Annotated in this window: 18 protein-coding genes; 6 read left to right on the top strand and 12 right to left on the bottom strand. The window is 38.0% G+C overall.

Translation table 11 applies throughout. The annotated features are described in order from the left end of the window. The first annotated feature begins 314 nt into the window (after positions 1-314). The 4 genes from RIV7116_RS05370 to RIV7116_RS05355 all read left to right on the top strand — a co-directional run bounded on the left by RIV7116_RS05370 (position 315) and on the right by RIV7116_RS05355 (position 5,052). Positions 315-1,250 (top strand): LysR family transcriptional regulator, encoded by a 936-nt coding sequence (locus RIV7116_RS05370; protein ID WP_015117257.1) that lies wholly within the window; start codon positions 315-317, stop codon positions 1,248-1,250. A 164-nt stretch (positions 1,251-1,414) separates the two neighbouring features. Then, positions 1,415-2,464 (top strand): anthranilate phosphoribosyltransferase family protein, encoded by a 1,050-nt coding sequence (locus RIV7116_RS05365; RefSeq protein WP_015117256.1) that lies wholly within the window; start codon positions 1,415-1,417, stop codon positions 2,462-2,464. 108 nt (positions 2,465-2,572) lie between these two features. Next, the gene (locus RIV7116_RS05360) at positions 2,573-3,175 is read left to right on the top strand and encodes a DJ-1/PfpI family protein (RefSeq protein ID WP_015117255.1); all 603 of its coding nucleotides are present in this window, start codon (positions 2,573-2,575) and stop codon (positions 3,173-3,175) included. Positions 3,176-3,684: 509 nt separating this feature from the next. Continuing rightward, the gene (locus RIV7116_RS05355) at positions 3,685-5,052 is read left to right on the top strand and encodes a PrsW family glutamic-type intramembrane protease (protein ID WP_015117254.1); all 1,368 of its coding nucleotides are present in this window, start codon (positions 3,685-3,687) and stop codon (positions 5,050-5,052) included. Between the two features lie 675 nt (positions 5,053-5,727). Here the strand turns inward: RIV7116_RS05355 and RIV7116_RS05350 are convergent. From RIV7116_RS05350 to RIV7116_RS05335, 4 genes are all read right to left on the bottom strand, one after another. Beyond that, positions 5,728-6,384, bottom strand: coding sequence for a hypothetical protein (locus RIV7116_RS05350; protein ID WP_015117253.1), 657 nt, complete (start codon positions 6,382-6,384; stop codon positions 5,728-5,730). A gap of 180 nt (positions 6,385-6,564) precedes the next feature. Then, positions 6,565-8,121, bottom strand: a complete 1,557-nt coding sequence (locus RIV7116_RS05345; RefSeq protein WP_015117251.1) for a CHAT domain-containing protein — start codon at positions 8,119-8,121, stop codon at positions 6,565-6,567. A 118-nt stretch (positions 8,122-8,239) separates the two neighbouring features. Next, positions 8,240-10,669 (bottom strand): protein phosphatase 2C domain-containing protein, encoded by a 2,430-nt coding sequence (locus RIV7116_RS05340; RefSeq protein WP_015117250.1) that lies wholly within the window; start codon positions 10,667-10,669, stop codon positions 8,240-8,242. Between the two features lie 789 nt (positions 10,670-11,458). Continuing rightward, complete coding sequence (locus RIV7116_RS05335; protein ID WP_044290768.1) at positions 11,459-11,815, bottom strand: NAD(P)H-quinone oxidoreductase subunit M; 357 nt, start codon at positions 11,813-11,815, stop codon at positions 11,459-11,461. Positions 11,816-12,796: 981 nt separating this feature from the next. Between RIV7116_RS05335 and RIV7116_RS05330 the strand changes: the two genes are divergently transcribed. Continuing rightward, complete coding sequence (locus RIV7116_RS05330; protein ID WP_015117248.1) at positions 12,797-13,078, top strand: Npun_R1517 family heterocyst differentiation transcriptional regulator; 282 nt, start codon at positions 12,797-12,799, stop codon at positions 13,076-13,078. A gap of 1,075 nt (positions 13,079-14,153) precedes the next feature. On the opposite strand, the gene RIV7116_RS05325 is transcribed toward RIV7116_RS05330, so the two are convergent. The 3 genes from RIV7116_RS05325 to ctpB all read right to left on the bottom strand — a co-directional run bounded on the left by RIV7116_RS05325 (position 14,154) and on the right by ctpB (position 17,561). Next, positions 14,154-14,849 carry a response regulator transcription factor gene (locus tag RIV7116_RS05325; protein ID WP_015117247.1) on the bottom strand — a complete coding sequence of 232 codons (696 nt, stop codon included), beginning with the start codon at positions 14,847-14,849 and terminating at the stop codon, positions 14,154-14,156. Positions 14,850-14,991: 142 nt separating this feature from the next. Further along, positions 14,992-15,960, bottom strand: a complete 969-nt coding sequence (locus RIV7116_RS05320) for a glycosyltransferase family 2 protein (RefSeq protein WP_015117246.1) — start codon at positions 15,958-15,960, stop codon at positions 14,992-14,994. Between the two features lie 272 nt (positions 15,961-16,232). Then, positions 16,233-17,561 carry a carboxyl-terminal processing protease CtpB gene (gene ctpB / locus RIV7116_RS05315; protein ID WP_015117245.1) on the bottom strand — a complete coding sequence of 443 codons (1,329 nt, stop codon included), beginning with the start codon at positions 17,559-17,561 and terminating at the stop codon, positions 16,233-16,235. 323 nt (positions 17,562-17,884) lie between these two features. Between ctpB and RIV7116_RS05310 the strand changes: the two genes are divergently transcribed. Next, the gene (locus RIV7116_RS05310) at positions 17,885-18,583 is read left to right on the top strand and encodes a YdcF family protein (protein ID WP_015117244.1); all 699 of its coding nucleotides are present in this window, start codon (positions 17,885-17,887) and stop codon (positions 18,581-18,583) included. A 209-nt stretch (positions 18,584-18,792) separates the two neighbouring features. Here the strand turns inward: RIV7116_RS05310 and recJ are convergent, their stop codons facing one another. The 5 genes from recJ to RIV7116_RS05285 all read right to left on the bottom strand — a co-directional run bounded on the left by recJ (position 18,793) and on the right by RIV7116_RS05285 (position 23,901). Continuing rightward, positions 18,793-21,153 (bottom strand): single-stranded-DNA-specific exonuclease RecJ, encoded by a 2,361-nt coding sequence (recJ, locus tag RIV7116_RS05305; RefSeq protein WP_015117243.1) that lies wholly within the window; start codon positions 21,151-21,153, stop codon positions 18,793-18,795. A 299-nt stretch (positions 21,154-21,452) separates the two neighbouring features. After that, positions 21,453-22,292 (bottom strand): PD-(D/E)XK nuclease family protein, encoded by an 840-nt coding sequence (locus RIV7116_RS05300; RefSeq protein ID WP_015117242.1) that lies wholly within the window; start codon positions 22,290-22,292, stop codon positions 21,453-21,455. Positions 22,293-22,460: 168 nt separating this feature from the next. After that, complete coding sequence (locus RIV7116_RS34720; protein WP_015117241.1) at positions 22,461-22,667, bottom strand: hypothetical protein; 207 nt, start codon at positions 22,665-22,667, stop codon at positions 22,461-22,463. 24 nt (positions 22,668-22,691) lie between these two features. Continuing rightward, the gene (gene def / locus RIV7116_RS05290) at positions 22,692-23,255 is read right to left on the bottom strand and encodes a peptide deformylase (RefSeq protein WP_015117240.1); all 564 of its coding nucleotides are present in this window, start codon (positions 23,253-23,255) and stop codon (positions 22,692-22,694) included. Positions 23,256-23,397: 142 nt separating this feature from the next. After that, positions 23,398-23,901, bottom strand: a complete 504-nt coding sequence (locus RIV7116_RS05285; protein WP_015117239.1) for a hypothetical protein — start codon at positions 23,899-23,901, stop codon at positions 23,398-23,400. Between the last annotated feature and the right edge of the window lie 30 nt (positions 23,902-23,931).

The following is a 23,931-nucleotide window of genomic DNA, read 5'->3' as shown; positions in this document are numbered from 1 at the left end:
TTTATTACCCCCGAATATAATCTTCTGACTAATATTTTCGGAAAAACAGGGCTTATTTGAACAAATATCATTAATAATATTTTGTTGATTTATAGTTTGAATTTACAAAGACAATTAGCATTTTTTGATTGTCAATACCAACAAAAAACTGACTCTAATTCTGGGAGCAACTGCTATTAAGGTAGAATTATAAGCATGTCTTACTCAAAAAACAGATGATACAAAAGGCATATATGTAACATAATTTACTAAATAAAAAAGAAAAAGTAAGTTAAGTTAAATTTGTTATAAAAATAACGATTGGCTACTTAAAAATGCGGCTAGAACAGTTGCAAGCCTTCTTGGCGATCGCCGAGTGTGGTAGTTTTCAGAAAGCAGCGCGTAAATGTAGTGTGACTCAATCTACAATTAGTCGCCAAATTCAATCATTGGAAGCAGATTTAGGCTTTGAACTGTTTCACCGAACCAGTCAATCAAAATTGACATTGGCGGGTGAAACTTTACTGCCTCGTGCCCGTAAAATTTGCTTAGAGTGGCAAACTGTAAAGCAAGAAATAACAGATTTGATTGCAGGAAAGCAACCAGAACTTTGTATTGCTTCTATTCCTTCAGTAAGTGCTTACTATTTTCCACCTTTATTACAATCCTTTTGCAACCAGTACCCCGATGTACAATTACGAATAACATCATTGGGTAGCGATAGGGCACTAAAGGTTCTGAAAGATGGTTTAGTGGATGTAGCTATTGTAATGAACAATCGTTTTCTTACCATCAGTAAAGAAATGGTTGTTGAAACCCTTTATGAAGATAAGATAGAAGCTTTAATCTGTGCCAATCATCCTTTAGCAAAATATGAATGTATTCCTTGGTCAGAATTAATTCGCTATCGACAAGTAATTTTTAAAGAAGGTTATGGAATGCAACGTTTAGTGCAAAATCAATTTGACCAAACCGAAACTTTACTTAGATCGGCTTTAGAAGTTAATACTTTAGATGCTTTCCGAGGAATAGTACGTCAAGGAGAATTAATTGCTTTATTACCAAGTTCTGCATTAATTGAAGCACGCATCGACCCCAGTCTTGCAATTCGCCCTTTCACTATTAACAACAATGCTTCTTCACAAGATACATATTTAACTCGCCAAGTAGTAATAGTAACAACCCAAGACCGCTTAAAAATTCCCCCAATACAATATTTTTGGCATCTTGTAAAAGAACAAATTCCTCAACAAGTCAACGGGAAAAAGTGAACAGTATTCAGTTAACAGTTATTAGATTTTGGCAATACTAATTCGTTCTTATCATCTACTCCTTAAGCATCGATTCTCATGCATTATTACTGGTGAATTCTTAATCGTTACTCGTTAATTTGAAAATGTCCCCCTATCTTCCCCAAGGGTGTTAACTAAAAAATATGAGCAATTTATTTAGAGATTTACTTAAGAAAATAGGTAGCGGTCAACATACTTCACATAATTTAACTCGTACTGAGGCAGGATTAGCAACTAAAATGATGTTGTTGGGGGAAGCAACACCAGCACAAATTGGTGGTTTTTTGATTGCACACCGCATTAAACGACCTACTAGCGAAGAATTAGCGGGAATGTTGGATGCTTACGAAGAACTAGGACCAAAATTACAAGCAATTCCTACCGAGAAACCCACTATCGTTTTTGGCATTCCTTACGATGGCAGAACCCGCACTGCACCAGTTAGTCCGTTAACAGCTTTGTTATTAGCCTGTTGCGGTCAAAATGTCATCATGCACGGTGGCGATCGCCTTCCGACAAAGTACGGACTTCCTTTAGTAGAAATTTGGCAAAGTTTGGGTGTTGATTGGACAAAGTTAGAGTTATCCAAAACCCAGCACGTTTTAGAGAAAACGGGGATTGGCTTCGTTTACCCACCAATGCATTTTCCTTTAATAAAAAGTATTTGGGAATACCGCGATCAAATCGGCAAACGTCCGCCCTTTGCTTCAATGGAATTAATTTGGTGCCCTTATGCAGGAGATGCTCATATAGTTACTGGGTTTGTTCACCCACCAACTGAGGAAAGGTTTCAAGCAACTTTGTCTCATATGGGAATCACTAATTTCACTACAGTTAAAGGTTTGGAAGGTAGTTGCGATTTACCACAAGATCGTACTGCGATTATAGGTTTAGGAAATGGAACTAAAACTATCGAGAGATTGCTTTTAGTTCCTCGCGAATATGGTTTGACTACGAAAAATATACCTTTGAATAGTACCCAAGAGTTAATATCGGAGATGAAATCAGTTTTAGCTGGTTCGCAATCCGAATTGATGCAAACAGCATTATGGAATAGCGGATTTTATCTATTTCGTTGCGGAATTTGTGCTGATATGTCTGAAGGTTTAGCCAAAGCTCAAGAACTTTTTAGCTGTGGGGTAGTTTTAGATAAACTTCGAGAATTGCAGCAGGCTATTAACTCTATACAATAAGTTTTTTAAAAATATCTATCAAAGCATTATTTGGTATCAAATTAAAAAATATTCAATTTTAAACTATAACTTATAAACTTTTTTATTCACCTGGGAGAAAAATCTACTATGGCAGCGCAGAAAATTTTGATGATTGTTGGAGACTATGTTGAAGATTATGAAGTCATGGTTCCCTTCCAAGCTTTACAAATGGTTGGACATACTGTTGATGCTGTATGTCCCGATAAAAAAAATGGTGACAAAATCAGAACAGCTATCCATGATTTTGAAGGAGATCAAACCTACAGCGAAAAACCCGGTCATAATTTTACTTTAAATGCTGATTTTGCCACAGTAAACGAAAAAAACTATCATGCCCTAGTTATTCCTGGAGGTAGGGCACCGGAATATATCCGTCTGAATAAAAGAGTATTAGAAATCACTGAGTATTTTGCTCGAACAAATAAACCGATTGCTGCAATTTGTCATGGTTTGCAAGTTTTAGCCGCTGCTAATGTATTGCATGGCAAAACCTGTACTGCATACCCAGCCTGTAGCCCCGATGTAATTAGTGCTGGTGGAAAATACGTAGACGTGAGTGCATCGGAAGTAGTAGTTGATGGTAACTTAGTAACTGCACCAGCATGGCCAGCCCATCCTTATTGGTTAGCGGAATTTCTAAAAGTACTCGGTACTAAAATAGAGCATCCCGTAATGGCTCCAACCGTATAAATAAAATAACGGACTCTATAAAATATTGATAATTTGCCAGTTTTCAATGCTTCGCATACTGGCAAATTGATTTACCAACTGATAAAATTCTCCAACCCAATTTATTCTCAAGGTAAAATTTCAAAAGTCTACTAATAAAAAATTTGAAACAACTGTAGATTGATATTTTTTGATTTTATAAATATAGATTATCCTTTGAGTCAAGACTGTAAATATACAGTTGGGCTAAACTACATAAAACTAACGTTTTTTGATGACTATTACCATGCTTAAAATTTATAATTTAACAAAGCCAAAATACTCAATGTAGCGTAGACTAAGTTAATGGGTGATTTACTGAATGCTTTTTGCGATAACAGGCAGGACTTTTAGTTCTAAAGTTTCACTTCCTCTAAAGCGTGAACTATAGTGTATTAATAAACCATCGTAAAAATAAAAATAAAGTTGCGTGGTTGAGTCTTACTGCCAACAAAACCCATTTATTATAGTTAAGAAATAATACTGACTTGATGACAGGCAAAAACGCGAGACAGAATGCATTTCTGCGGCTAGTGTCTGGTAAAGAATCAGAAACACGATCGGTTCGTCAACGCTACTCGCTAATTCCAACCTCAGAGGCAGTAATTGGACGCGATCCTCACTGTCAAGTTGTATTGGATGCATTAAAGTATCGCATGGTATCTCGCCGTCATGCGGTAATTCGCCCTTTAAGTTTATCTCCTGATGGTGAAATCAGTTGGATACTTTGCGATTTAAATAGTGCTAACGGTACTTATCTGAATGGAAAACGCTTGCAGGAATGTCAGCAAGTTTTTCCAGGCGATCGCATCACTTTAGGTTACGATGGACCTCAATTAATCTTTAGCCGCGAAACAGTTGAACATAGAACCACAATTTCTGCCGATATACCGCTTGCTGGCACTACAAATTCCCACAAATATTCCAAATCAGATTCGGTTAGCTTTACTCAATTATTTCCGATAGTTTCCACAGGCAAAGACTTAACTAGTAAAGCCTATTTAATACCTGGAATTTTAACAGTCATCTTTGTAGTACTAATGTTTGCTACGGTAGGAAAACCGGAAGCAAATCAAGTTATAGTTGCTGTTTATATTGCTTTTGCTGCTTACTATTTTATTTATCAGTTATGTGGAAAGCATAAGCCTTGGTGGCTTTTACTGACTGTAGCTTTATCTACAGCTTTAATTTTAGTTAGCCCCATCCTGGATTTATTTCTTTTTGTATTTCGTGAAGTTTTACCCGGTAGATTACCTACTGGACAAGAACCAATCACTTTTACAGAATTGCTAGTGCGGATGTTTTTCGGTGCTGGCTTAATGGAAGAACTACTTAAAATATTGCCAGTTGTTTGTATATATCTTATCGGTTTAAAATTATCTTCACCTTGGAAAGAGCGGGTTGGAGTTTGGGAACCATTAGACGGCATCCTACTTGGTGCGGCTTCTGCTGTAGGTTTTACATTATTAGAAACTCTAGGTCAGTATGTGCCTGAAGCTACTCAGAGTGCTGCGATTCAATTGGGAACGGAGACAGGGCAATTAGTAGGTTTACAGTTACTAATTCCTCGAATATTAGGTTCTGTGGCAGGACATATGGCTTACAGTGGATACCTTGGGTATTTTATCGGTTTAGCCGTACTTAAACCAAAATTAGGAGGACAAATTTTATTAGTTGGTTATCTTAGCGCATCAGCACTTCATGCCTTATGGAATACAACTGGCGCTAACAACGCGCTACTTTTAGTTATCGTAGGTGTATTATCTTATGCTTTTTTAATGGCTGCAATTCTTAAAGCACGAGCGCTTTCACCCAATCGCGAGCAAAATTTCGCCACACGTTTTTTTGGGAACAAGTAATTAGTTGTTAATTGTTAGTTATTGGTGATTGGTGATTGGTAAATCTTATAAAAATCTTTGTTTAAACTATAAAAGTAGTTACTAATTACTTTCGATATTCTTTGTTCTTCAATAAAATTTGCTACTTCTAGTTTTTCACTTATATATCTATTTATTAATTTTCTGAACTCGAACTATTTCAATATTTATTTCATCACCAATCTGTCAATTACGGTTAATCTATTTTAAATCAACCTTATTCCCTTAAGAATTATAGACAAGCCCTCGGACATAAAAACTTAGTTTTTCCTCGGATATCGAATAAGTTCTTTTTGCCCAGCTAGCAATAGCGCTCAAGGAAGCTTTTCCTTCGACATTCGCAGTAAAATATCTTATTGATTAAGCCATAATTCAAAACAAATCATTTATACGTACCAGCGATCTACACCGATAAAATAAAATATTTACTGATGCTGTATTGAATAAAATTTGTGTTTATCGCTTTCTGAAGAAGCATATTGTTAATATGTCTTTTGATAGATGAGACTGGAGAATTAACTATTTTATTCTTTATGTATAATGGGTAAATCTCACCCAAAGAAAGAAAAATTCTGAAAATAGTATAGCCCCAGTCATAGAGAACACAACGACGGTGATATTTCCGCTGCTATTAGAGTAGAGAATGGCGAAAAATAATTACTCTTCTGACTGAAAACTATCTAACTGGTTTAGTGCATGATAAGCAACTGCTAAACCCGCTTTTGCTTGCTCAATTTCTGATAAAGCTGCCCACTCACGATTGTCGTGGCGATCTAAATTAGCCAAAGTTGATTCAACCCTTTTAGATTCGCCACTTCTGGTTGCGTAAGCTAACGGACGAGCTAAAACCATAATGTCGTCAACTTCTAAACTTGGCAATACAGCTTTTACACATTCAATCAGTTGCTCAGTCATCGACTGCTTCTCGTTAAAAATTTCTGCTGCCTTTTGAGCAATCAAGGTTATCCAAGATGAAGGCATACTATTGGAAAATTCTTTTTGTAAATTCTTTTGAAGTTTAACCTCAACTGCTGCGTTTGTATTACAATTGTAGTGCGGCGAAGTTTCAACTTTTGACCAAAGTGCATCCAACTGGTTGTGGAAGCTTTCGCTACGGGTGCTTATTTCTTCATCGAGCAAATCCTGCATGAGAAATTGTTCTTCAACTTGATTAAAGTAAGCTTGTGTATCTTCATCATAGGGATTCCAAGGGTAGCTATTGTCTTCCGGCTCCAATAAAGTTGCAAGTAAATCCAACTCTACTTGAGAAAGTGAATTGTTAAAATTTGTGGAGCCTTTGATTTTGTCAGCCATGTGTTGTCTCCTTTTGTGTTTGGGTTTAGGGTATTGACAGCTACAGCACCTAGTCTTTGATTTCCGCAAACAGAAACTTGATTTTATCTATTAAAAAGCTTTTGATTTTGAGTAACGATGTAGGCTCTATATTAATACTCAAACCAGTAATAAAACCAAAAAACATAAATTCCTAATCTGCTAATTCTCTATACGAAATTCCCAGGTTTGACTTTTAGTGCTGCCAAACTTTAGATGCATTCCCGATTCTAAAGGTACTTCCCGTCGGTAAATTTGCTCCCAGCCGCCGGAGCGTAAAACCCAAGTGGTGCCATAGGTAGACAAATCTTGTAAATAATAAGTTTGTACCTGAATATCGCCGTTGAGATTATTACGACGTAGGATTTCAGCGTGACGCTTTGAAACCGAAGGTTCTCTGATTACGATATCATTTTCTTTTGTGCGACCAATGCGAGTAACGCCCGGTTTGAGTAAATAACTTCTACCTCCTACTTGTAGAGAACGTAGGGAAACATTTGCACTACCAGGAATAAAAGTTGTTGGTATTTCTGTAGCACCTTCGTCAAAGCTTTTAAGCAATTCCCCATCAAAGTGAGGGTGTAGGTAAAGAACTGGTAGAGTCCAAGCTGGTTGGTTGAAATGATAAATAGTTAGTAATCTTTTTCTACCTTCGGCAACTGCTTCGTCAATAGGTTTGCGGGTGCGTAAAGCCAAAGCAAAAGTTTGAATAAAGCTGTGACTTTCTTCATCAGTGATTTCGTCGCGCATTCCCAGAACCGCTGGAACACCTTGGCGTATAAGAACTTCAGCCAAACTGCTATGAGCAATAGCTTTATTTTTATCGGAGAAAGGTTGCGCTCCCCAACAAGCATTAAAAACTGCTAGCTTTACGTCACTGCGCGTTAAAGCTTGAGCTAATTCCATGCCGTTAAAGGTCATATCATTTTGTAAAAATAGAAACCCCCCGTCAGGTCCTGGCAAGCCATGACCGGCGTAGAAGAATACGTTGTATGTCCGAGTTTCTAATTCAGAAATTAGCTGTTGTGGAGTTGGTTTTACCAGGGTATTTACCAAGCAAGGAGCGTATCCGGCAGAACTACTACCTATAGAATTTCCCCCAGAAAGAGTCTGTTGAAGAATGCTTGCTTCTTCTTCTAACTGTAGATTTTCATCTTCTCCTAAGACCAATAAGATATTAAGAGCCTGATCGGTTCGTGAAGAAGACAAGGGTTCAACTTGCGAAGTAGTGCGGCTAAATAATAAATGTTGGGAAAGCGACATTGCCGGTTGTCCTGGTTCGCGTTGCATAATTTCCCAAGGAAGGGCAATTAAATCTGGTTCGCGGATTTCCAGTCGAAAACGCAAGCGTGTATGCTGACCCATAGCTATGCCACGACTGCGTTCCAAACTGCCCAGAATTTCTCCTTCAAATACCCAACGCCATAAATTCACTCCCATATATTGCATCAAACGGCTGCTGTAACTGGTTTTTTTGCCAGAAGTGGGTGATAGAGAATTTAATTGGAGTGGTTTCGACTTATTGCTTGGCGATATGTCTAAGCGAGAATGTCCGGCAAACATTTGCTGCCATTCTATCCAAGCTTGATTTAATTCTTCTGACCACAAGCAATCATGTAGAACATAACCACTGGGATAGGGGGCATTCACCACCCAAATGGCGAAATTTTCAGTGCCAGTGTGAACGAGACGGGCGATCGCCAGGTTAAGGGATGGCATGGATTCTTTAAACTTAAAGGTAAAATGAAATAACTACATAGCTAAATTTTTTTCAGGCAAAATGTTTGCCTCGAATTTTTTTCAGGCGATTACCTGGATTATTTCAGTTTCTTATAGTTTATCGAGTTTTGGAATCAGTGCTGTTACCCGTTTGGGGTAATGTAGTAGAGCCAGAAAGACTATCGGGTTTTGATGGAATTGAGGGCTGGCTAGGGATTAGAGAATCTTCTACCGGTACTGAAGTTGAAGAATCTTCAATCTTTGGAGCTAAAGTCTCTGCCTGAGTACATTGACTTGTTTTGTTTGCGGGATTGGAAATTGAGACATTAGATGGTGTAAGTTGCGAGCTATTAAGCCATACTTGTTCCCCTGGCTTGAGTAATGTTCTGCTGCCGGTAGTGGCAGTCGCAGAATTTATCGCTGCCTCAACATCTCCAACCGAGCATACCTTAATCTGTAACCAGTAATCTTGTGATGATGAAATCTGCTGTTTTTGCACGACTTGTAACAAACTAGCAGGTGGCGCAAAAATTGGTAAGGGTTGTCGTCGAGCAGATGAATTATTATCGGCAGGTGGCAAAGTGCTTTTACTAAGATTTAATTTTGCTTTGGCACTAATTAACCAGCCTTTGTCGATTTGAGCAATTCTCTGAGAATTAGTCTCAAAAGTCGGCTCTGCTATCTTCGGGGGTATATTTTCTGTTTGCGCGACTTCTCTTGGTTCGGATTTGCTGCGAATTATACCTTGTCTCCAAAAGTATCCTAAACTACCCCCAGCTATGGTGAGTAAAGCAATGATTCCCAATATTAGGGGTAAATTAAAGCCTTTAATATTAGCTTTTTTAGTAATTACCTGAGTTTTTTGGTTGGGGAGATTCTGTCTTACTGGAGCTAAATGCGAAGAATCCGTCACAGAAATTGAGGAAATATCGGCAAGAGTTGTCTCTAATGCTGACTTTGGCTCAGAATATTTAGTCTGGCAATGCATGGAAGCGATTGTCACATTGTCATGACCGTTTTGATTGTTAGCAATCTCTAACAATTGCTTAGTAACGCTTACTACATCACTACTATTTTTAAGTAACGGTAATATTTCTGCTTCCCAGTATTGTTCTACACGGTCAAAATCACTGAGACCATCCGAACATAGTAGAAAAACGCAGTCTTCATCAAGGATAAATCGTTGTGCTGTCGGGTGTAAAGCACTACTCGCATTCATCCCCAATGCTTGTACCAACGAACCAGAAGCAGCTTGTGCTACAGCATCTCGATAAACTGCATAGCCCAGCCGTACTTCTCGCGAAGCTACATCATCGTCAAGAGTTACTTGATGGCAATTGTTTTGCGTAATTAAGTAAGCTCTGCTATCCCCGACATGAGAAATATACATTTCATGACCTAGAGGTAATGCCATTACCACAGTCGTTCCCATGCGTTGCCGTCCTTGACGATTTTCACTATCGTTAAGCTGGCTAATTTTATCGTTAGCAATCGCAGCAGCTCGTTCTAAATCAGCGAGCAATACAGCAGGATGGATACGATCCTTTGGCAAAGAGGCTAATTGGGTTAAAGACTGCTCAATTGTCTCAATTGCCGTTTTAGAAGCGATATCTCCCCCTTCATGTCCGCCAATACCGTCACACACAATAGTCAACGCTGACTTTGATGGCGGTTTAGAAACAGTAGTACCGCTTTGGGGATAACAAGAATCTTCATTTCGTTGACGCGACGGACCGGTATCTGTAAGTGCAAATACTCTAATGTCAATTTTGCTACATTTGCCCAAACTAGTTAATCCGTTATCTAAAACGGCAATCAACTGTTCGCTTGAATGTATTTGCTCTTCTACTAATAAACGACAAACTTCACCCATGAAATTGCGAATTGTCGATTGTGCTTTTGGAAGCAACTCTTGCTGCCAAAATTTTCCGAGAGCCAACAAACTTGGTTTTGATTCGCGATCCGAACTCAATTCTAATAAACGTACTATTGAACCTTCCGCTCGAAGTAATTTTTTTGCCAGCAAGCTAGAAGCAACACCAACACTTGCAAGAGGCTGCCATAATTGAGCTATTTGCCATAACCAATTAAGTTGTCGCAAAGAGTTTGCGCCCTTCCAAGCATCTGTTAATTCGCCACATAGCTGCACCTTCGTTGGTAATTCATTGAGAACAAGCGGGGGCTTTTCTAAAATTAGTATTTCTTCAGAGGTATTCCCAGTATTAACAGACAGCATTCCGTAAACTTGAGGAACGTGTAACCGATAGGGAATTAATCTTAGATAAGATTTTATATCATCTAATTTTTGTTGTTCTGGCATTTGTGGCAAAATGCCTGGTTTTGTGTCTAATAAAACATTATGCTCAATAATTAAATAACGCTCTTGTAACAATTCCCCAGAATTACCCACAATAGAATTATCCGCCACTGCCCAAAGATAACGTTTGGGTAAGGGCGTGGAGCATCTCTGGCAAAACTTGTGGGTAAGTGGGTTAGCAGCTTGACAAAGTTCGTTTGGACAGTAGAGCGTTGCCGCGTCATTTTCCATAGTTTCCCACCGAGAAGGCGAAAGGCTTCATTTTTGTGTATTCATAGAGAACGGTTATATAACCGTTCGCGTTCATATAAAACGATATATTCCATTTTGACTCGGGATTCCATAACAGACACTTTTATTAGCTAGTATTTTTAAAGCAAAATCTAGCCTGTCAATTAGTCATAATACGTCTTTTAGAGAAAGTATATAAAAAATTACCACCTCCCGGATAATGTTTATACTATTTGTTACGGTCTTCTTTAGGACAAATACAATCTTGGAAAGAGTCTTGCCATATACTTTATTGAATATTATTTCTTTATCTGTTGTTTACATACACCTAATTTGTAAATGATTAAACGACGATAAGTTAAGTATTTCTATTTTTTTTGTCGTTTAAGTTACTGTGCATTGTAAGTAATTAAACCGTAATTTTCAAGGAATATGTTAGCTTAACTTCATCTTCAGCACTATTCCACTAAATTAAAATATACATAGATAGATTTAGACGACAAACCAGTACAACCATTAAGCAATTTTCTTGTTGCAATTGCAGTGGAATATTGACTTGATTCTGTAGAGAAAGAATAATCTCGAACTAGCCTTAGTAAATAAATCCATAATTTAAGAAGCCAACAGCAAACTATCTTTTAGTAGTTGCAAAGTAATTTCCTGATGGGGAATGTAAAGTTATTATTAAGACTGATAAATCATAAGAGGTGAATAAATTACTCACCTCTCATAAGAGTCTTGGCTATCTTTATAAATTTTTAATTATTTGTACTTATAAAGAACAGCTATTTAATTGCTTTCGGACTCTACGACTTGGGGAAGTCCCATACTATAGTTGCTGACTCGTGCGGATATGTTGTAGCTAATTGAGCCAAGTTGTAAAAGCGAACGCACGAAATGCTCTAAATCTGACCCGATGCGACGCAAATTATAGTCTGTTAGGTCTTCACCACTATTAGCTTCGACTAACTCGTCAAATTTACGATACACAAGCTGTAGAGTATCTTCGCTCCAAGTAAATTCATTATCTGGATCGATATCTAAGGTCAAGACCTGATTGCTAGGAACCAATTCGCCATCCTCAACTTCTGCCGCAAAAATACGGATATGGCGGGTTGTTGATTTGAGCAGCATCTGGTTATCCATAGGAGGCTTTTGTTCTCCAAACGTTAATTAACACTCCAATTATTGTAGACTCTAAATTCCTGCTTGAAACCTTAATATCAAATGACTTAGGGAGATCCAAAAATAAAATATCCAGCTTTATCAAATATATTTCGGATAAATAAGCGAGTCATGGGGGTTGCGCCCCAAAGGCGGAACCCAAAGCTAGATATTATATTACTTGCAAGTACCTTCGCTGGGAGTTTTGCAACCAAGCTACGATCAAAAATTTTCCTCAACCGATCAATAAACCGTATCCCCTAATTTTTCACTTAATAGGTGAATGCAGCAATCTTTTTATCAATTGGGGAACCACTAATTTACCATTACGGTCAGTCTGGTAAGCTTGAATCGTTACTGCACCATACTTTTTGTAAGGAAATTGAAATAATCCTTACTTGTCATATTCAGAAGAAATCATTTAGGTAATGTGCTGTCTTTATACATTAAAGCTAACTTCATACTTAAAAATTTTGGTCTCAATACCTAATTGTGTTTTTTTAATGAATAAAACCTACATCTAGTAATTTTACGGAATTACTAAACAGCAAGCTTAGGCTATAGTTTAATAAAATCAATTCAGCGTTTTTACTTACGTAGTATTACTTCGGTTTTAGTTAAAAGTAAAACTGTTATTGACGTGGAGATAAGTTTGATGTAAAAACCTTTAAAAAGCTCTAGCAAGTTCTTACAGAAACTTCATTGTATAGAAGTTTAAAAACTGAATAATAGTTTATGGTTTGCTAGAACTGTAAGGAGTGCATGAATATAAAATTATAGATTCAGTTAGTCTACCGATAAACCAATATGAGGGAGAGTGAAATGCAATACCGATAGAAATGGATGATTTTTCTTCTTGCAAAGTCAGACACTACTTTCGATTTCAAACAAAATATAAAGAACTTTTGCTTGAGATAAAACTCCTCACCCCCATGACCACCGAGTAAAGGAATCGTAATAACTATGAACTCGAAAGCATTACCACGTCAGGTAAACAATCCAGAAGTAGGCGTTTATGAGTGCGAAATCAATCTCAAGTTCCGACTGATTGAGGAAAAGAGTTTATTGCGCGATCGCGAACAATTACTACACGTTCTCTTAGATGCTTTAGCAGAAGGTTCTGACGACTTTCTAGAGATGTTGCAGCAGGTTGTAAAGGTTCACCAGACTACAGAGTTAAAAGCCTCACCGCAAATGCGTCGTCAGCTAATGCGGTTGCGTAACTCTAACGAAATGAACCAATAGCTAACACTGCTTTATCAAGTAATGGTTGATTGTGTAGCTTTTTCAGACAGAGTCAGGTAAATTCTTAAGTTTAAATCCAAAACTTAATTTTTTTCCACAACAAGTTAAATGGTGTTACTAAGCGCGAACCTGTTTTCAAAGCTGGGTTTTGCCTTATGTTCTCGAAACTTCACATTCATAGTGCGTCTACCCAGCATCTACGCATTTTATGACGGGGTTGCGTCTACAGTAACCAAACGTTGGTGAAATTATTAAATGAAAGAATTTGGGTGCCTACTAACTAGCAATTGCTCTTGCTGATACGGAGCCGGTTACAGTCTACGAAAAATTTCGACATACCAGGGAAGAAAATATTTATAATTGCACGATTGCAGTAGTATTCGTACCCTCCTTTACAAAGGCACACAAATGCTGAAGGGCTTTTCACGATCTAAGTTATCTCAAAAAGCATCTCACCATCGCAATCCTTTTTACTTTCTTCATGACTTCAGATGCCCGCAGCTATCTTTTGTGTTCCCCTATTTGTCTGTGCTTGGAGTTAAAATTATGAGCTTGTGTGGGATGAGTCTAGAAGACTAAGTACTCTTCCCATGCATAGTTCTATGAATATTTTCACGAATTGATATTTTTAATGCTATGCCTATGAACAAACTATACTTAGTAAATAATAATTTGGTTGAATAAATAACGGCTTTTTTTGTAGGCTTTATGAGCTTGAAATAATCACTGTCAAACTTTTTGGCGGTTAGTTCAGATTCTTGTACTAATGTTTGGCTACTTAATCATTGCCTATCTTTTCATACCTGTAAATACGAAATATTACTTAATTTTACGCATGTAGTAAAGCTAGAAAGCTGCCCGATCGAATAAACATAAGGAGCAATTCCGAATACTTTTTGGGACAAAATATCCGGCAGCAATTTTTTTATACAGGCATTTGTAAATTTAAGAAAAAGGTTTTGAGAAATTAAAACTTAGTTGCTAAACCTCCCTAGCATTATATTTTCAGGAGAATAAATAGACAGCAATAAATAAATAATCTCAATCCCAGTCAATAATTTTGCTGGGAGTTCGTTCAGTTAGCCAAACCGTGCTCCAAAGCAAATCGAACTAGTTCAGTACGGCTATTGGTTCCGGTTTTGCTAAACAAGCGACTGACGTATTTTTCCACGTTACGAACGCTTGTATCTAAGCGACGAGCAATTTCTTTGTTCATTAATCCTTCAGCAACCAGATTTAAAACGCTTTGTTCTCTGGGAGTCAAGTCAATATTGAAGGGTGCGCTGGTTTGAGTAATCGCATTTTTCTGAGTTAGCAGAGCTTCAATTCGAGCCATCTGAGATGCTAGTTCGGCTAAATCTGGTGTTTCCCCTTCCTCGACAGTCGAACTAGTTTTGGCAGCCCGACGAGCAATTAAGTTTTCTACAATCGCCACTAACTCATCAGGATCGAAAGGTTTAGGTAAATAGGCATCAACACCGGCTTGATAACCTTGGATGCGATCGCCAGTCATTCCTTTTGCGGTTAAAAATATGACTGGTAATGTTTTAAAACGAGTATCATCTCGGAGCCGCTTGAGAAATTCATAGCCATCGACTTGAGGCATCATAATATCGGATATAACTAGATCGGGTATATTTTGCTGCATCCATTCCCAAGCATCATTGGCGTTACTGGCAACTTGAACGTTAAAATTACTAGCTTCTAAGTAATCTTTTACGGCTTCGCGCAATCCGGGTTCATCATCTACCAGTAACAGTTGTGCTGTCATATCAATCTTCCTGTATTCTACATTTTCCAATTTAGCTAAATATGGTGACAGTTTGAAGAAAGGAGCAAGAGAGAAGACGATTGTAACTGTTAAGTGCTAGTTCCGAATTTCTCCACTCCCAACTCCCTGACTTTTTACTGCCTCAGAGCCACTCAATTTTCTTGGCTTGAGGAGGTAATTTTGCTTTCTGCTGTCCTAAATAACGCGCTCTAGCCGTAAACAAGCCAATTGGTGTATTAGCTAAGTCTAAGAAGCTCGCTTTACCTAGTAATGCTTTTAAAGTTGTTTTAGGCACTTCTTTTACTAACCAACGCAACAGGCGATAATAACACTCATACTGGCTTATCTCCCGCATCAATTCTATATCGTGCAGTTCGTGGAGATAGCTATTAGAACGTCCATAACGCTGCCACTGACTCTTTAATTCTTTTAATGTTGTTCTATGGCGATGCTGGACAATCGCTTTGGGGGCAAATTCTAAACTTCCAATTTCGAGTTGCAAAATTCGCCAACATATATCGGCATCGCCTCCGGTTGTTAAATAGGGACGAAATAATCCTGCCTTCTCTAGCGCTAAGCGACGAATTGCTAAATTGGCAGTTTGTCCGTAAGCACAAAATTTATTCGCTAATGTATGCTTTTGCGATAATGTTTCTTGCTTATCTGCATATTTTTCCAATAGATTACTACTTGGCAAAGCCGTAATCTCACCGGCGACTATAACTATATTTGTATTGATAAAAGGTTTAACTAATTCTTCTAACCACTCTGGTAAAGGACGACAATCAGCGTCGGTAAAAGCAATTATTTCGCCCACAGCTTCGCGAATACCAGTATTGCGTGCAGCATAAGAACTTTGAATTTCGCTTTCGCTCAAAGCACGAATTTTAATTGGGCAATTTTCTAAGGCTAGTTTTAATAATTCAGAAGTATCATCGCTACTGTTATTGTCTACTAACAAATACTCTACCCTATCTTTGGGGTAGGTTTGAGCCAATAGACAGTTAATTAATTCTGGTAAATCTGCCGTACCGTTATAAATAGGAACCACCACCGACACCTCCGGTTTGAAGGTATTGGTAGCGGTTGTCTGAGATGACTCGTGATTCATGAATTCGAGATTGTTGACTAGGAATTATTAGTTATTAGTGAAAAACTACTAACTACTCTAATTTCAGTATTCCCAATCCAAAATCATTATCAATAATTTCCAAAAAATAAGAAATAGTGAAAACTCAAAGTCCTAATTAAATAGTGACTGAGAATACAACCACTAATTTAAAATCTTTGCGATTGAAAAAGTAATGGGCGTTGATAAGTCGGTTGAAATAAATATCCTACGCCACTACGATCGATTAACCGCGCCTTGCTAGCAACAACTGTTTAACGTCTAGGAAGCTGCGAAGGTTTGCGAGAAAATTGATTTTGCCCAGGAGATGCAAAGTAGTTGTTGGATAAAATCGACAATGCACGGGAATAGTGAGGGTCTTTATTTGTTCCTAATAATCTTGGATTGGAAGCAAGCTGACGCTGTTGGGATGCTGTCAAATCCATCTCTATATCAGGTGTAATTCCCTTTTTATTGATATCAGTTCCCTCCGGAGTATAGTAATGAGCAATAGTAATGGCAACACCAGAGCCATCTGCTAGTTCGTGAACTGATTGTACTAATGCTTTTCCGAAGGTTTTGGAGCCAATTACGGTTGCTCGCTTGTTATCTTTAAGTGCGCCTGTAAGGATTTCACTCGCACTAGCGGAGTTGCCATCTACTAATACTACCAACGGACGATTTGTCAATGCGGTGCTGTTGGCTTTTGTTAACTCACTTCCACCTTTGCGATCTTCCGTGCGGACTATTGCACCTTCATCAAGCCACATCCGAGCTATCTCGATGCTTGCATTTAACAAACCACCGGGATTTCCTCGCAAGTCTAAAACGAAACCGTCAACATTACTTGCATTCAGTTTACTAATAGCTCGCTGCATTTGTTCTGCTGCATGAGCGCTAAATTCTCGCAAGCGTATATAGCCAACTTTGCGATTACCTTCTGTTTTAAGGGTGTAACGCACGGTTGGAACTTCAATAGTCGCTCGTGTTAGCTTGACATCAAATGCTCTTTGAGTTAATCTTCCCAAACGCAAATTAATGGAGGTACCCACCTTACCTCGAATCAGCTTTGAGGCATCCTCTATTTTCATGTTTTTAGTGGATTTACCGTCAATAGCTAAAATCACATCGCCTTCTTTTATTCCTGCTTTGAGTGCAGGAGAATTTTCTAATGCTTCAACAACCGTTAAAAGCTGTGTTCTGGGATTTATTTCCATACGAATACCAATTCCCGAAACTTCTCCAGAAGTTTGGGAAGTAAGAGCTTGATATTCTCTGGGGTTCATAAAACGAGTGTATGGATCGCCCAATCTTTTCAAAGCTTGACGAACCGCAGTATAAGCCTGCTCCCGAGAAGTATAATTTTTGCTTAATAAAGTTTTTCTTGCGGTTTGCCAGTTTTGGTTGTTAAAAGATCCGTCTACATATTCGCGATTAACTAATTGCCATACCTGGTCAACAATCGCTTTCGGACTATCCTGTAGAGCAGCTTTTACTTCACGACACCAAACTGGACCAAATACAGATATTGCTGCTGTAGTGGTTATCGCTCCACCAATAAAAGCCGATCGCAGCCGCGAGTGACGTTTCGCTGATTGTTTCATGTATATTTGCACTTTGGAATGGTGTTTTTGACAGTTTAGCAATTAGATTATCCAGAAACTGATAAGTTTTGCTGGCTGGAAATCTTAGTTTATTGCTTAATGCATGAAATTTTTCTTAAAACACGCTTATAAAGCTATGATTAATGGCTTCTTAAGTTAGTCAATTGCCTCCGCAAGCTTAATTGATTATTATGCCACTTTTATAAGTGTCATATTTGCAGCCAATTTTACTTTATTTTACAGAGGGGATCGCTTAGCTATATTAGTTACATTAACTTTGGACTTAACTCAAGCTACTATTAACTATTCTATTCAGGTTTACCATGAATCGTAAAGTAAAAAATAAGCACTTTTCGAGAGTAAAAAGCCAGCATCAAAGATGGTGTCGTTTTTTACAAAAGTTTACGATTAGTGTTAGCATATTTATTGCTATCTGGTTATTTTTTACTACTATAACTGTCTTTTTTGCATCTTCCAAGCCTATAGATGCTTTTTTTGTTCTAGGTGGAAGTATCAAACGAGAAATGTACGTTGCCGAATTAGCAAAAAAATACCCTCAGACTCCCATTTTAATTTCCAGTGGTTCGGAAGACCCTTGTATTTGGCTAATATTTCAACGAGAAACAGTACCTACAGAAAAGGTTTGGTTGGAAAAATGTGCTAATTCTACTTTTGATAACTTTTACTATAGTATTCCAATTTTACAGCAATGGGGTGTGCGTAAAGTAAAGCTAATTACCTCTACAACACATTTACCAAGAGCAAAATTAATGGCACAAATACTTTTTGGTTCTCACCGAATGTGGGTAGAACCTGACATAATTCAAGAAAAAGGGATTCCTGGAAATCGCGAATACTGGTGGAAAACTGGTTTAGATGTGACTCGCAGCATATTTTGGGCAGGTGTTAGTCAAGTCATGAAACCAAAATGTTCTAAAGTTATACAACTTAATCAAGTTAATTTACAAGAATGGAAAAATCGCGGCTTTAAGTGCGAACGTCAAGGAAATTTAGAAATATGATATATGGGAAAAAGCTATCGTCTCTGTGGGGTTTGGTAATCGGTGATTGGTAATAAAAAACTATGAGAATTGGGAGCTATTGTATTTTTGATTTTGCGGAAAGTTGACAAGGGGATATTCTAATTGTTAAATTTTTTCAGATATATTTTTTGTTTTGAATTAATTATTATATATTTACTTATAACTTACAGGTAGTGATAGATTACCTATTAACTGATAGATGACAATTGATAATTAATAATTGTAATAGGTACTTTGTCAAAGTAGTTTTTTTGAAATTGCTCTTCGCGTACTGCTGCTGTAAATTTATCTATCGCAGCTTCTAATTCAAAGGTAGTATTTGTATTATCTTTCTGACCGAATACTAAATAATTGTCTTGTGAAAGGATTGTAAATCCTAATGCTTTTAAAGCTTGAAAACCGACATGTAATGTTTGGCTAGTAATAGATAGTTTGTCTAAAAGCTGTATTCGAGTTGCAGTTTGATTTGTGCGGCACAAATATTTGGTTATGCCTACAAGTTCCAGCCATGTTTTTTCTGGTGGTTTAGGATTTGGTTTTGTCCATGCTAATGCTAGCGGTTGCTGTTTGTAAAATGAACGTCTCAACCATATCCGCAAATCATCCCAGCGAGTCGGACATTCTTTGAGGATAAGGGGAGACTCGGATAATGATGGATAGTTATTAGGAGACGTATTGCGCCAATCTAAAATTGATAATAAATCTTGAGAGACTGCATTGATGGCGTTTTTGGCAGCCCGTACTGCTATAAGTCTAATTTCGTAACGTCTTTTAAAAGTGTTGTAATCTAACTCGACTATACAATCGCATTTTTGTGGTGGTAATTCGTCTTTATAATGTCCCCACCAGATACCAGGAAAACTATTTTTGCTAGAATCGTCGCGAATGCCGAATTCTGTTTTGATATACTGGATTTTTTTTCCTCGCGCATCTTGCTGATTGCGATGCCAAATATTTTCAAACCAACAGTTTTTTATCAATAGTTTTGGTACTGGATTACCCATACCGCAGGGTTCAAGTAATTTTAATTCTAGAAATAATTCTTTACCGAGGTCGGCAACAGTTACGATTAAGTCTGCTTCAACTACAGGTTTTGGTATGGTACCTCCAGTTATTTGTCGCAACCTTTGGTTTATTGCTTCTGTAAATAAAGGAATATTTTCCACCGGCATACTTAAACCTGCTGCAAAAGGATGTCCTCCGAAACGATGTAGTAAATGCTCCTGGGCTTTGACTAATTTATATAAATCAACTGAGTTAACCGAACGTGCGGAACCTCTTGCGAGGAGAGGGGGAGAGGGGGAAGAGGGGGAAGAAAATTCTACATTGTCTTCTTCCTCGGCTACTTCCGTACTTAACAAAATCGTCGGTCTTCCCGTATCTTGGGCTACTTGCCCTGCCACTAATCCCAGAACGCCTACTGCCCATTGGGGGTCTGCAAGGACTATAACGCTGGTGGTTGATAAGTCCATTTGTGAAAGCTTCTGAGTGACGTGACGGGCTACGTCTTTTTGCAGCGATTTACGACGGGTGTTCGCGAGTTCGGTGACTTCTGCGAGTTCGCAAACGCGCTTTTGGTCGCTGCTGGTTAGTAGTTCTACACAAAAGCTTGCGTCTCCTTGAATGCGGCTGACAGCATTAATTCGAGGTCCCAAGCCAAAGGAAATATCTGTAGGGCGATCGCCGTTTTTCTGGCACAATTCTAGCAGCCTTCCGACTCCTGGTCTTCTTCTTGCTGCTGGCGGTTTTTTGAAATCTTGTTGCAGTTGTTGAATTCCTATTTGTGCTAAATATCGACAATCTCCACTCAGTTGTACTAAGTCGGCTATTAATCCCACTGCGACTAAATCTAATAAGTCTTCTAATGGCTGTTGCGGTATCTGTGGAAAACTTAGATAAAGAGCTTCGATGAGTTTGTAAGCTACAGCTACGCCGGAAAGATGAAATAGCTGATGGGAATCGGCTAAGCTTCGGGGGTTAATAATTGCTGTGACGGGGGGACGTTCTGGTAGTAATGTATGGTGGTCGGTAACAATAATATCTATACCTATGCTATTTGCATAGATAATTTCATCTATATTTGTGCTGCCAGTATCGCAAGTAACTATGAGTCGATATCCTTGCTGATTAAGTTTTTCGATGCCGGAAATATTTAATCCGTGGGATTCTGTCAAACGGTTGGGTATGTAATAAGTTAGTTGCGTATTTTTCGGAAAAAATTGTCCCAACCCATCCCACAATACTGCAGTAGAAGTAATGCCGTCAGCGTCGAAGTCTCCCCAAATAGCAACTTTTTCGCTGTTGTTTCGCGCTTGTTGCAGTCTTTCGACTGCTAATTGTATTTCTTGCCCAAATTCAAAGGGACTAGCAGGTTGATAATTTTGGGGATTAATATAATTTTCTAATTGAGTTATATCTCTAATTTCTCGCTGCCATAATAATTGGGCTGCGAAGTTTCCTTTTGATCCAGGAAGCTGTTTTTTTACGATTTCTAAGAACCATTTTGGAGGCTCTTCCGTTGATTTAAGAATCCACTGTTGTTCGGACATACAATTTGAGATTATAAATTTTAGATATTAAGTTATGAAATTTTCGATTTTGTCATTAAGGTTTGAACGAGGACAATCTACCGATGCATTTATAAAGACAGCTTCTATTTTATTCTGACTACCTTGATGAAATTATTTTTTCACAGGCTGAATAAGTTCTGTATAAATAAGCATATATATCGCTGGTAAATAATTGTTCTCCTAAATAAAACACCAGCGCGATGTCATCAATCTCTAATTCCTGGATGAATAGAATATTTTGATTCTCTGGCGGATAAAGTCACTAATCAGTTAGCAACCTAAAGAGGTACTTCTTCAATGTTAGCTAAGTTGAGTAAAGTGTTATTAACTCCGAGTAAATCATGAGACGATGATTTTTGAGCGAAATTAGCAGCAACTCTTCCACAGCGAGAAGCATACTGACAATAAGTACAGGTTTTACTACCTTCGGAGACTTGAGGTAGCTGTTCTCCTTGTTGATAAGCTTGCAGCCATTTAGTTAGTTTCTTTAAATGACCATCGAGTTTCTTTTTAGTTTGTTGATGCTGGGTAGAACTATAGCTGAATTTAATACTGTGTGGTTTGCTTTCCGATTGCACAAACCAATAAGTCATGGAAATATTTTCTGGCTGGTAGGTGCTAGTTTCGGCTAGTACGTACATGTAAAGACGTGTTTGCCAATCATATTGCAGCTTGCGTTTTGAAGGTGGTTGCCGATAAGTTTTCCAGTCAAGAATCTGGGCTTTTTCCTTGTCTGCAATTAATAAATCATAAATAGCGGTAAGTAAATAGTCTTGTATTTGTAGGGTGCGATAATGTTCGCTTTCTCGGAAAGTTTCGCTATTGTCAGTGGGGGTTACAATATCTGGTGCGATACTGGCAAAAGTATTCATCCAGCTTTGCAATTGACTATCGGTTTGCAAAAAACTACCAATTTTCAAACCCATTTCTTGCTGCTGCATTAGCAAGTGAAAGCGACTTCCTAGCAACTGCTTTTCCTCATACTTTGGATCGAGAGGAGGACGAAGTTGTTCTAAATAAGTATGTTGAAATTTACGGGGACAACTTTCTAATAAGTTAAGCTGTCCTTGAGAAAGTCTTATTAATTGACTTTGGCTAGAATTGAATACGGATGTCATCAGGAGTTAAGAGTAAATAATTATCTATTTTATAATCAATGCCCAATGCCCAATGCCCGATGCCCAATTATCAATTCTATAAAAAATAAAAAGGCAAAAGGTAAAAGAATAAAGTTTCCCTCTACTCTTTTTCCTTTTTCCTTTAAAAGTACGTTTCGTACCTGATGCTTATTTCATGTTAGCTCGCGCATCTCGGACTGCGGCAAAGAAAAATAAGGCTGTGAGCGGAATGCTAATTCCTAAAATAATTGAGGTGTTCTGCATTCCTAAATCTGGTTGTCCCGATGAAATTTCAAAAACACAACCAACTGCTGCGATCGCAGCGATACAAGAACCAAGTAAAAACAAACCGCTAAGCGGTGTCATGGTGTTCATGAGTATTTTTCCCTATTTTTCCCCCTATACTATTGATTTTACAGCTTGATGGGAAAAACCATTCTTTGATAGTTCTTGGGTTAGTGCTAAAGCGTTTTCGACTCGATCTACAAATACAACACCGTTAAGATGATCCATCTCGTGTTGGATGCAACGTCCGAGTAAACCTCCAGCTTTCAAGCTTTGAGGACGACCATTTTCATCTTTATAAGCAACTTCAATCATTTCGGGACGTTTAACATCTAGGTAAACACCGGGTATGCTCAGACATCCTTCTTGTTCTACGCAGATGTCACCAAAAGATTTTTTAATAATGGGATTGATTAAAATTAGGGGAGGATTGGCTGGGTTATCTGGTTCAATATCTATAACGATAAGTTGTTTGTGAATTCCTACTTGGGGTGCTGCTAAACCAATACCATCGCTGCTGTACATAGTTTGCAGCATTTCTCGCGCCAACTTACGAATTTCTTCGTCTACTTTTGATATACGTTTGGCAGGTTGTCTTAGAACCTTATCCCCCAAGTAATGAAGTTGCAAGGGCGGATTTTTTAACTTTTTTTTCTCAACAGCGATCGCAGAGGACATAGTCTTATAACTCACAAATATATAGGTGAAATGATTCCGCTTTATTTATCTTAGCAACCAGATGGATGGGGGAGGTGGGAAGACGGGAAGTTTTGATTGCCGTTAGTTCTTTAGTCTCAATTGTTTTACTAATTCAATAACTTTACACGATTGACGCATCAGTCATGAATTGATCCGATTCGGCTTTCATTAGTTTTCTTTTATTAGCTTGAGAAGTAGATTCTAAGGATTTTAGTTGCTGTAATGCATAATTTTTCTCTTCCGGTGATAAATCATCGTTGTTTTCAATAGTCTTTTGAATTTGAGCAAAAAGTGCTTTTATTCTGGGTGAAGCTTCTTCTCGCGAACCTTCTAATTCGTTAACAAAATTTGCGACATCACCGCTAGTTTTTGCAAAAACTCCTTCTTGATAATTATCGTCACCAATCGAAATTCCTACGGCATCCCCTTGAGGATTAATCGTGATTTCGTTCTCTTCAGACATAATATCTCCTATGTGTTGATAAGTTTGTACGTATAAGCTTGGCTTTGCAACGGCAATTTGTAAAATTGATTCTAGATTCTGAATTCGAGCATTTTTATTATTTAGCTCAATGAATAAAGCAATCAATAAAGCGACTAGAAGATAAACCAATAAATCTCTCATAGCCGTATATTGTAATTAAAAGTTAGGAGT

The sequence above is a fragment of the Rivularia sp. PCC 7116 genome, assembly GCF_000316665.1.
Lineage (GTDB): Bacteria > Cyanobacteriota > Cyanobacteriia > Cyanobacteriales > Nostocaceae > Rivularia.
Note: the sequence above shows the minus strand (reverse complement) of the source record. Positions and strands in the feature narration are given on the sequence as shown.

What these genes read in the sequence shown, in the direction of transcription:
- RIV7116_RS05370 (WP_015117257.1), top strand. Translation starts at nt 315, where the DNA reads ATGCGGCTAGAACAGTTGCAAGCCTTCTTGGCGATCGCCGAGTGTGGT.
- RIV7116_RS05365 (WP_015117256.1), top strand. Translation starts at nt 1,415, where the DNA reads ATGAGCAATTTATTTAGAGATTTACTTAAGAAAATAGGTAGCGGTCAA.
- RIV7116_RS05360 (WP_015117255.1), top strand. Translation starts at nt 2,573, where the DNA reads ATGGCAGCGCAGAAAATTTTGATGATTGTTGGAGACTATGTTGAAGAT.
- RIV7116_RS05355 (WP_015117254.1), top strand. Translation starts at nt 3,685, where the DNA reads ATGACAGGCAAAAACGCGAGACAGAATGCATTTCTGCGGCTAGTGTCT.
- RIV7116_RS05350 (WP_015117253.1), bottom strand. Translation starts at nt 6,384, where the DNA reads ATGGCTGACAAAATCAAAGGCTCCACAAATTTTAACAATTCACTTTCT.
- RIV7116_RS05345 (WP_015117251.1), bottom strand. Translation starts at nt 8,121, where the DNA reads ATGCCATCCCTTAACCTGGCGATCGCCCGTCTCGTTCACACTGGCACT.
- RIV7116_RS05340 (WP_015117250.1), bottom strand. Translation starts at nt 10,669, where the DNA reads ATGGAAAATGACGCGGCAACGCTCTACTGTCCAAACGAACTTTGTCAA.
- RIV7116_RS05335 (WP_044290768.1), bottom strand. Translation starts at nt 11,815, where the DNA reads ATGGATAACCAGATGCTGCTCAAATCAACAACCCGCCATATCCGTATT.
- RIV7116_RS05330 (WP_015117248.1), top strand. Translation starts at nt 12,797, where the DNA reads ATGAACTCGAAAGCATTACCACGTCAGGTAAACAATCCAGAAGTAGGC.
- RIV7116_RS05325 (WP_015117247.1), bottom strand. Translation starts at nt 14,849, where the DNA reads ATGACAGCACAACTGTTACTGGTAGATGATGAACCCGGATTGCGCGAA.
- RIV7116_RS05320 (WP_015117246.1), bottom strand. Translation starts at nt 15,960, where the DNA reads ATGAATCACGAGTCATCTCAGACAACCGCTACCAATACCTTCAAACCG.
- ctpB (WP_015117245.1), bottom strand. Translation starts at nt 17,561, where the DNA reads ATGAAACAATCAGCGAAACGTCACTCGCGGCTGCGATCGGCTTTTATT.
- RIV7116_RS05310 (WP_015117244.1), top strand. Translation starts at nt 17,885, where the DNA reads ATGAATCGTAAAGTAAAAAATAAGCACTTTTCGAGAGTAAAAAGCCAG.
- recJ (WP_015117243.1), bottom strand. Translation starts at nt 21,153, where the DNA reads ATGTCCGAACAACAGTGGATTCTTAAATCAACGGAAGAGCCTCCAAAA.
- RIV7116_RS05300 (WP_015117242.1), bottom strand. Translation starts at nt 22,292, where the DNA reads ATGACATCCGTATTCAATTCTAGCCAAAGTCAATTAATAAGACTTTCT.
- RIV7116_RS34720 (WP_015117241.1), bottom strand. Translation starts at nt 22,667, where the DNA reads ATGAACACCATGACACCGCTTAGCGGTTTGTTTTTACTTGGTTCTTGT.
- def (WP_015117240.1), bottom strand. Translation starts at nt 23,255, where the DNA reads ATGTCCTCTGCGATCGCTGTTGAGAAAAAAAAGTTAAAAAATCCGCCC.
- RIV7116_RS05285 (WP_015117239.1), bottom strand. Translation starts at nt 23,901, where the DNA reads ATGAGAGATTTATTGGTTTATCTTCTAGTCGCTTTATTGATTGCTTTA.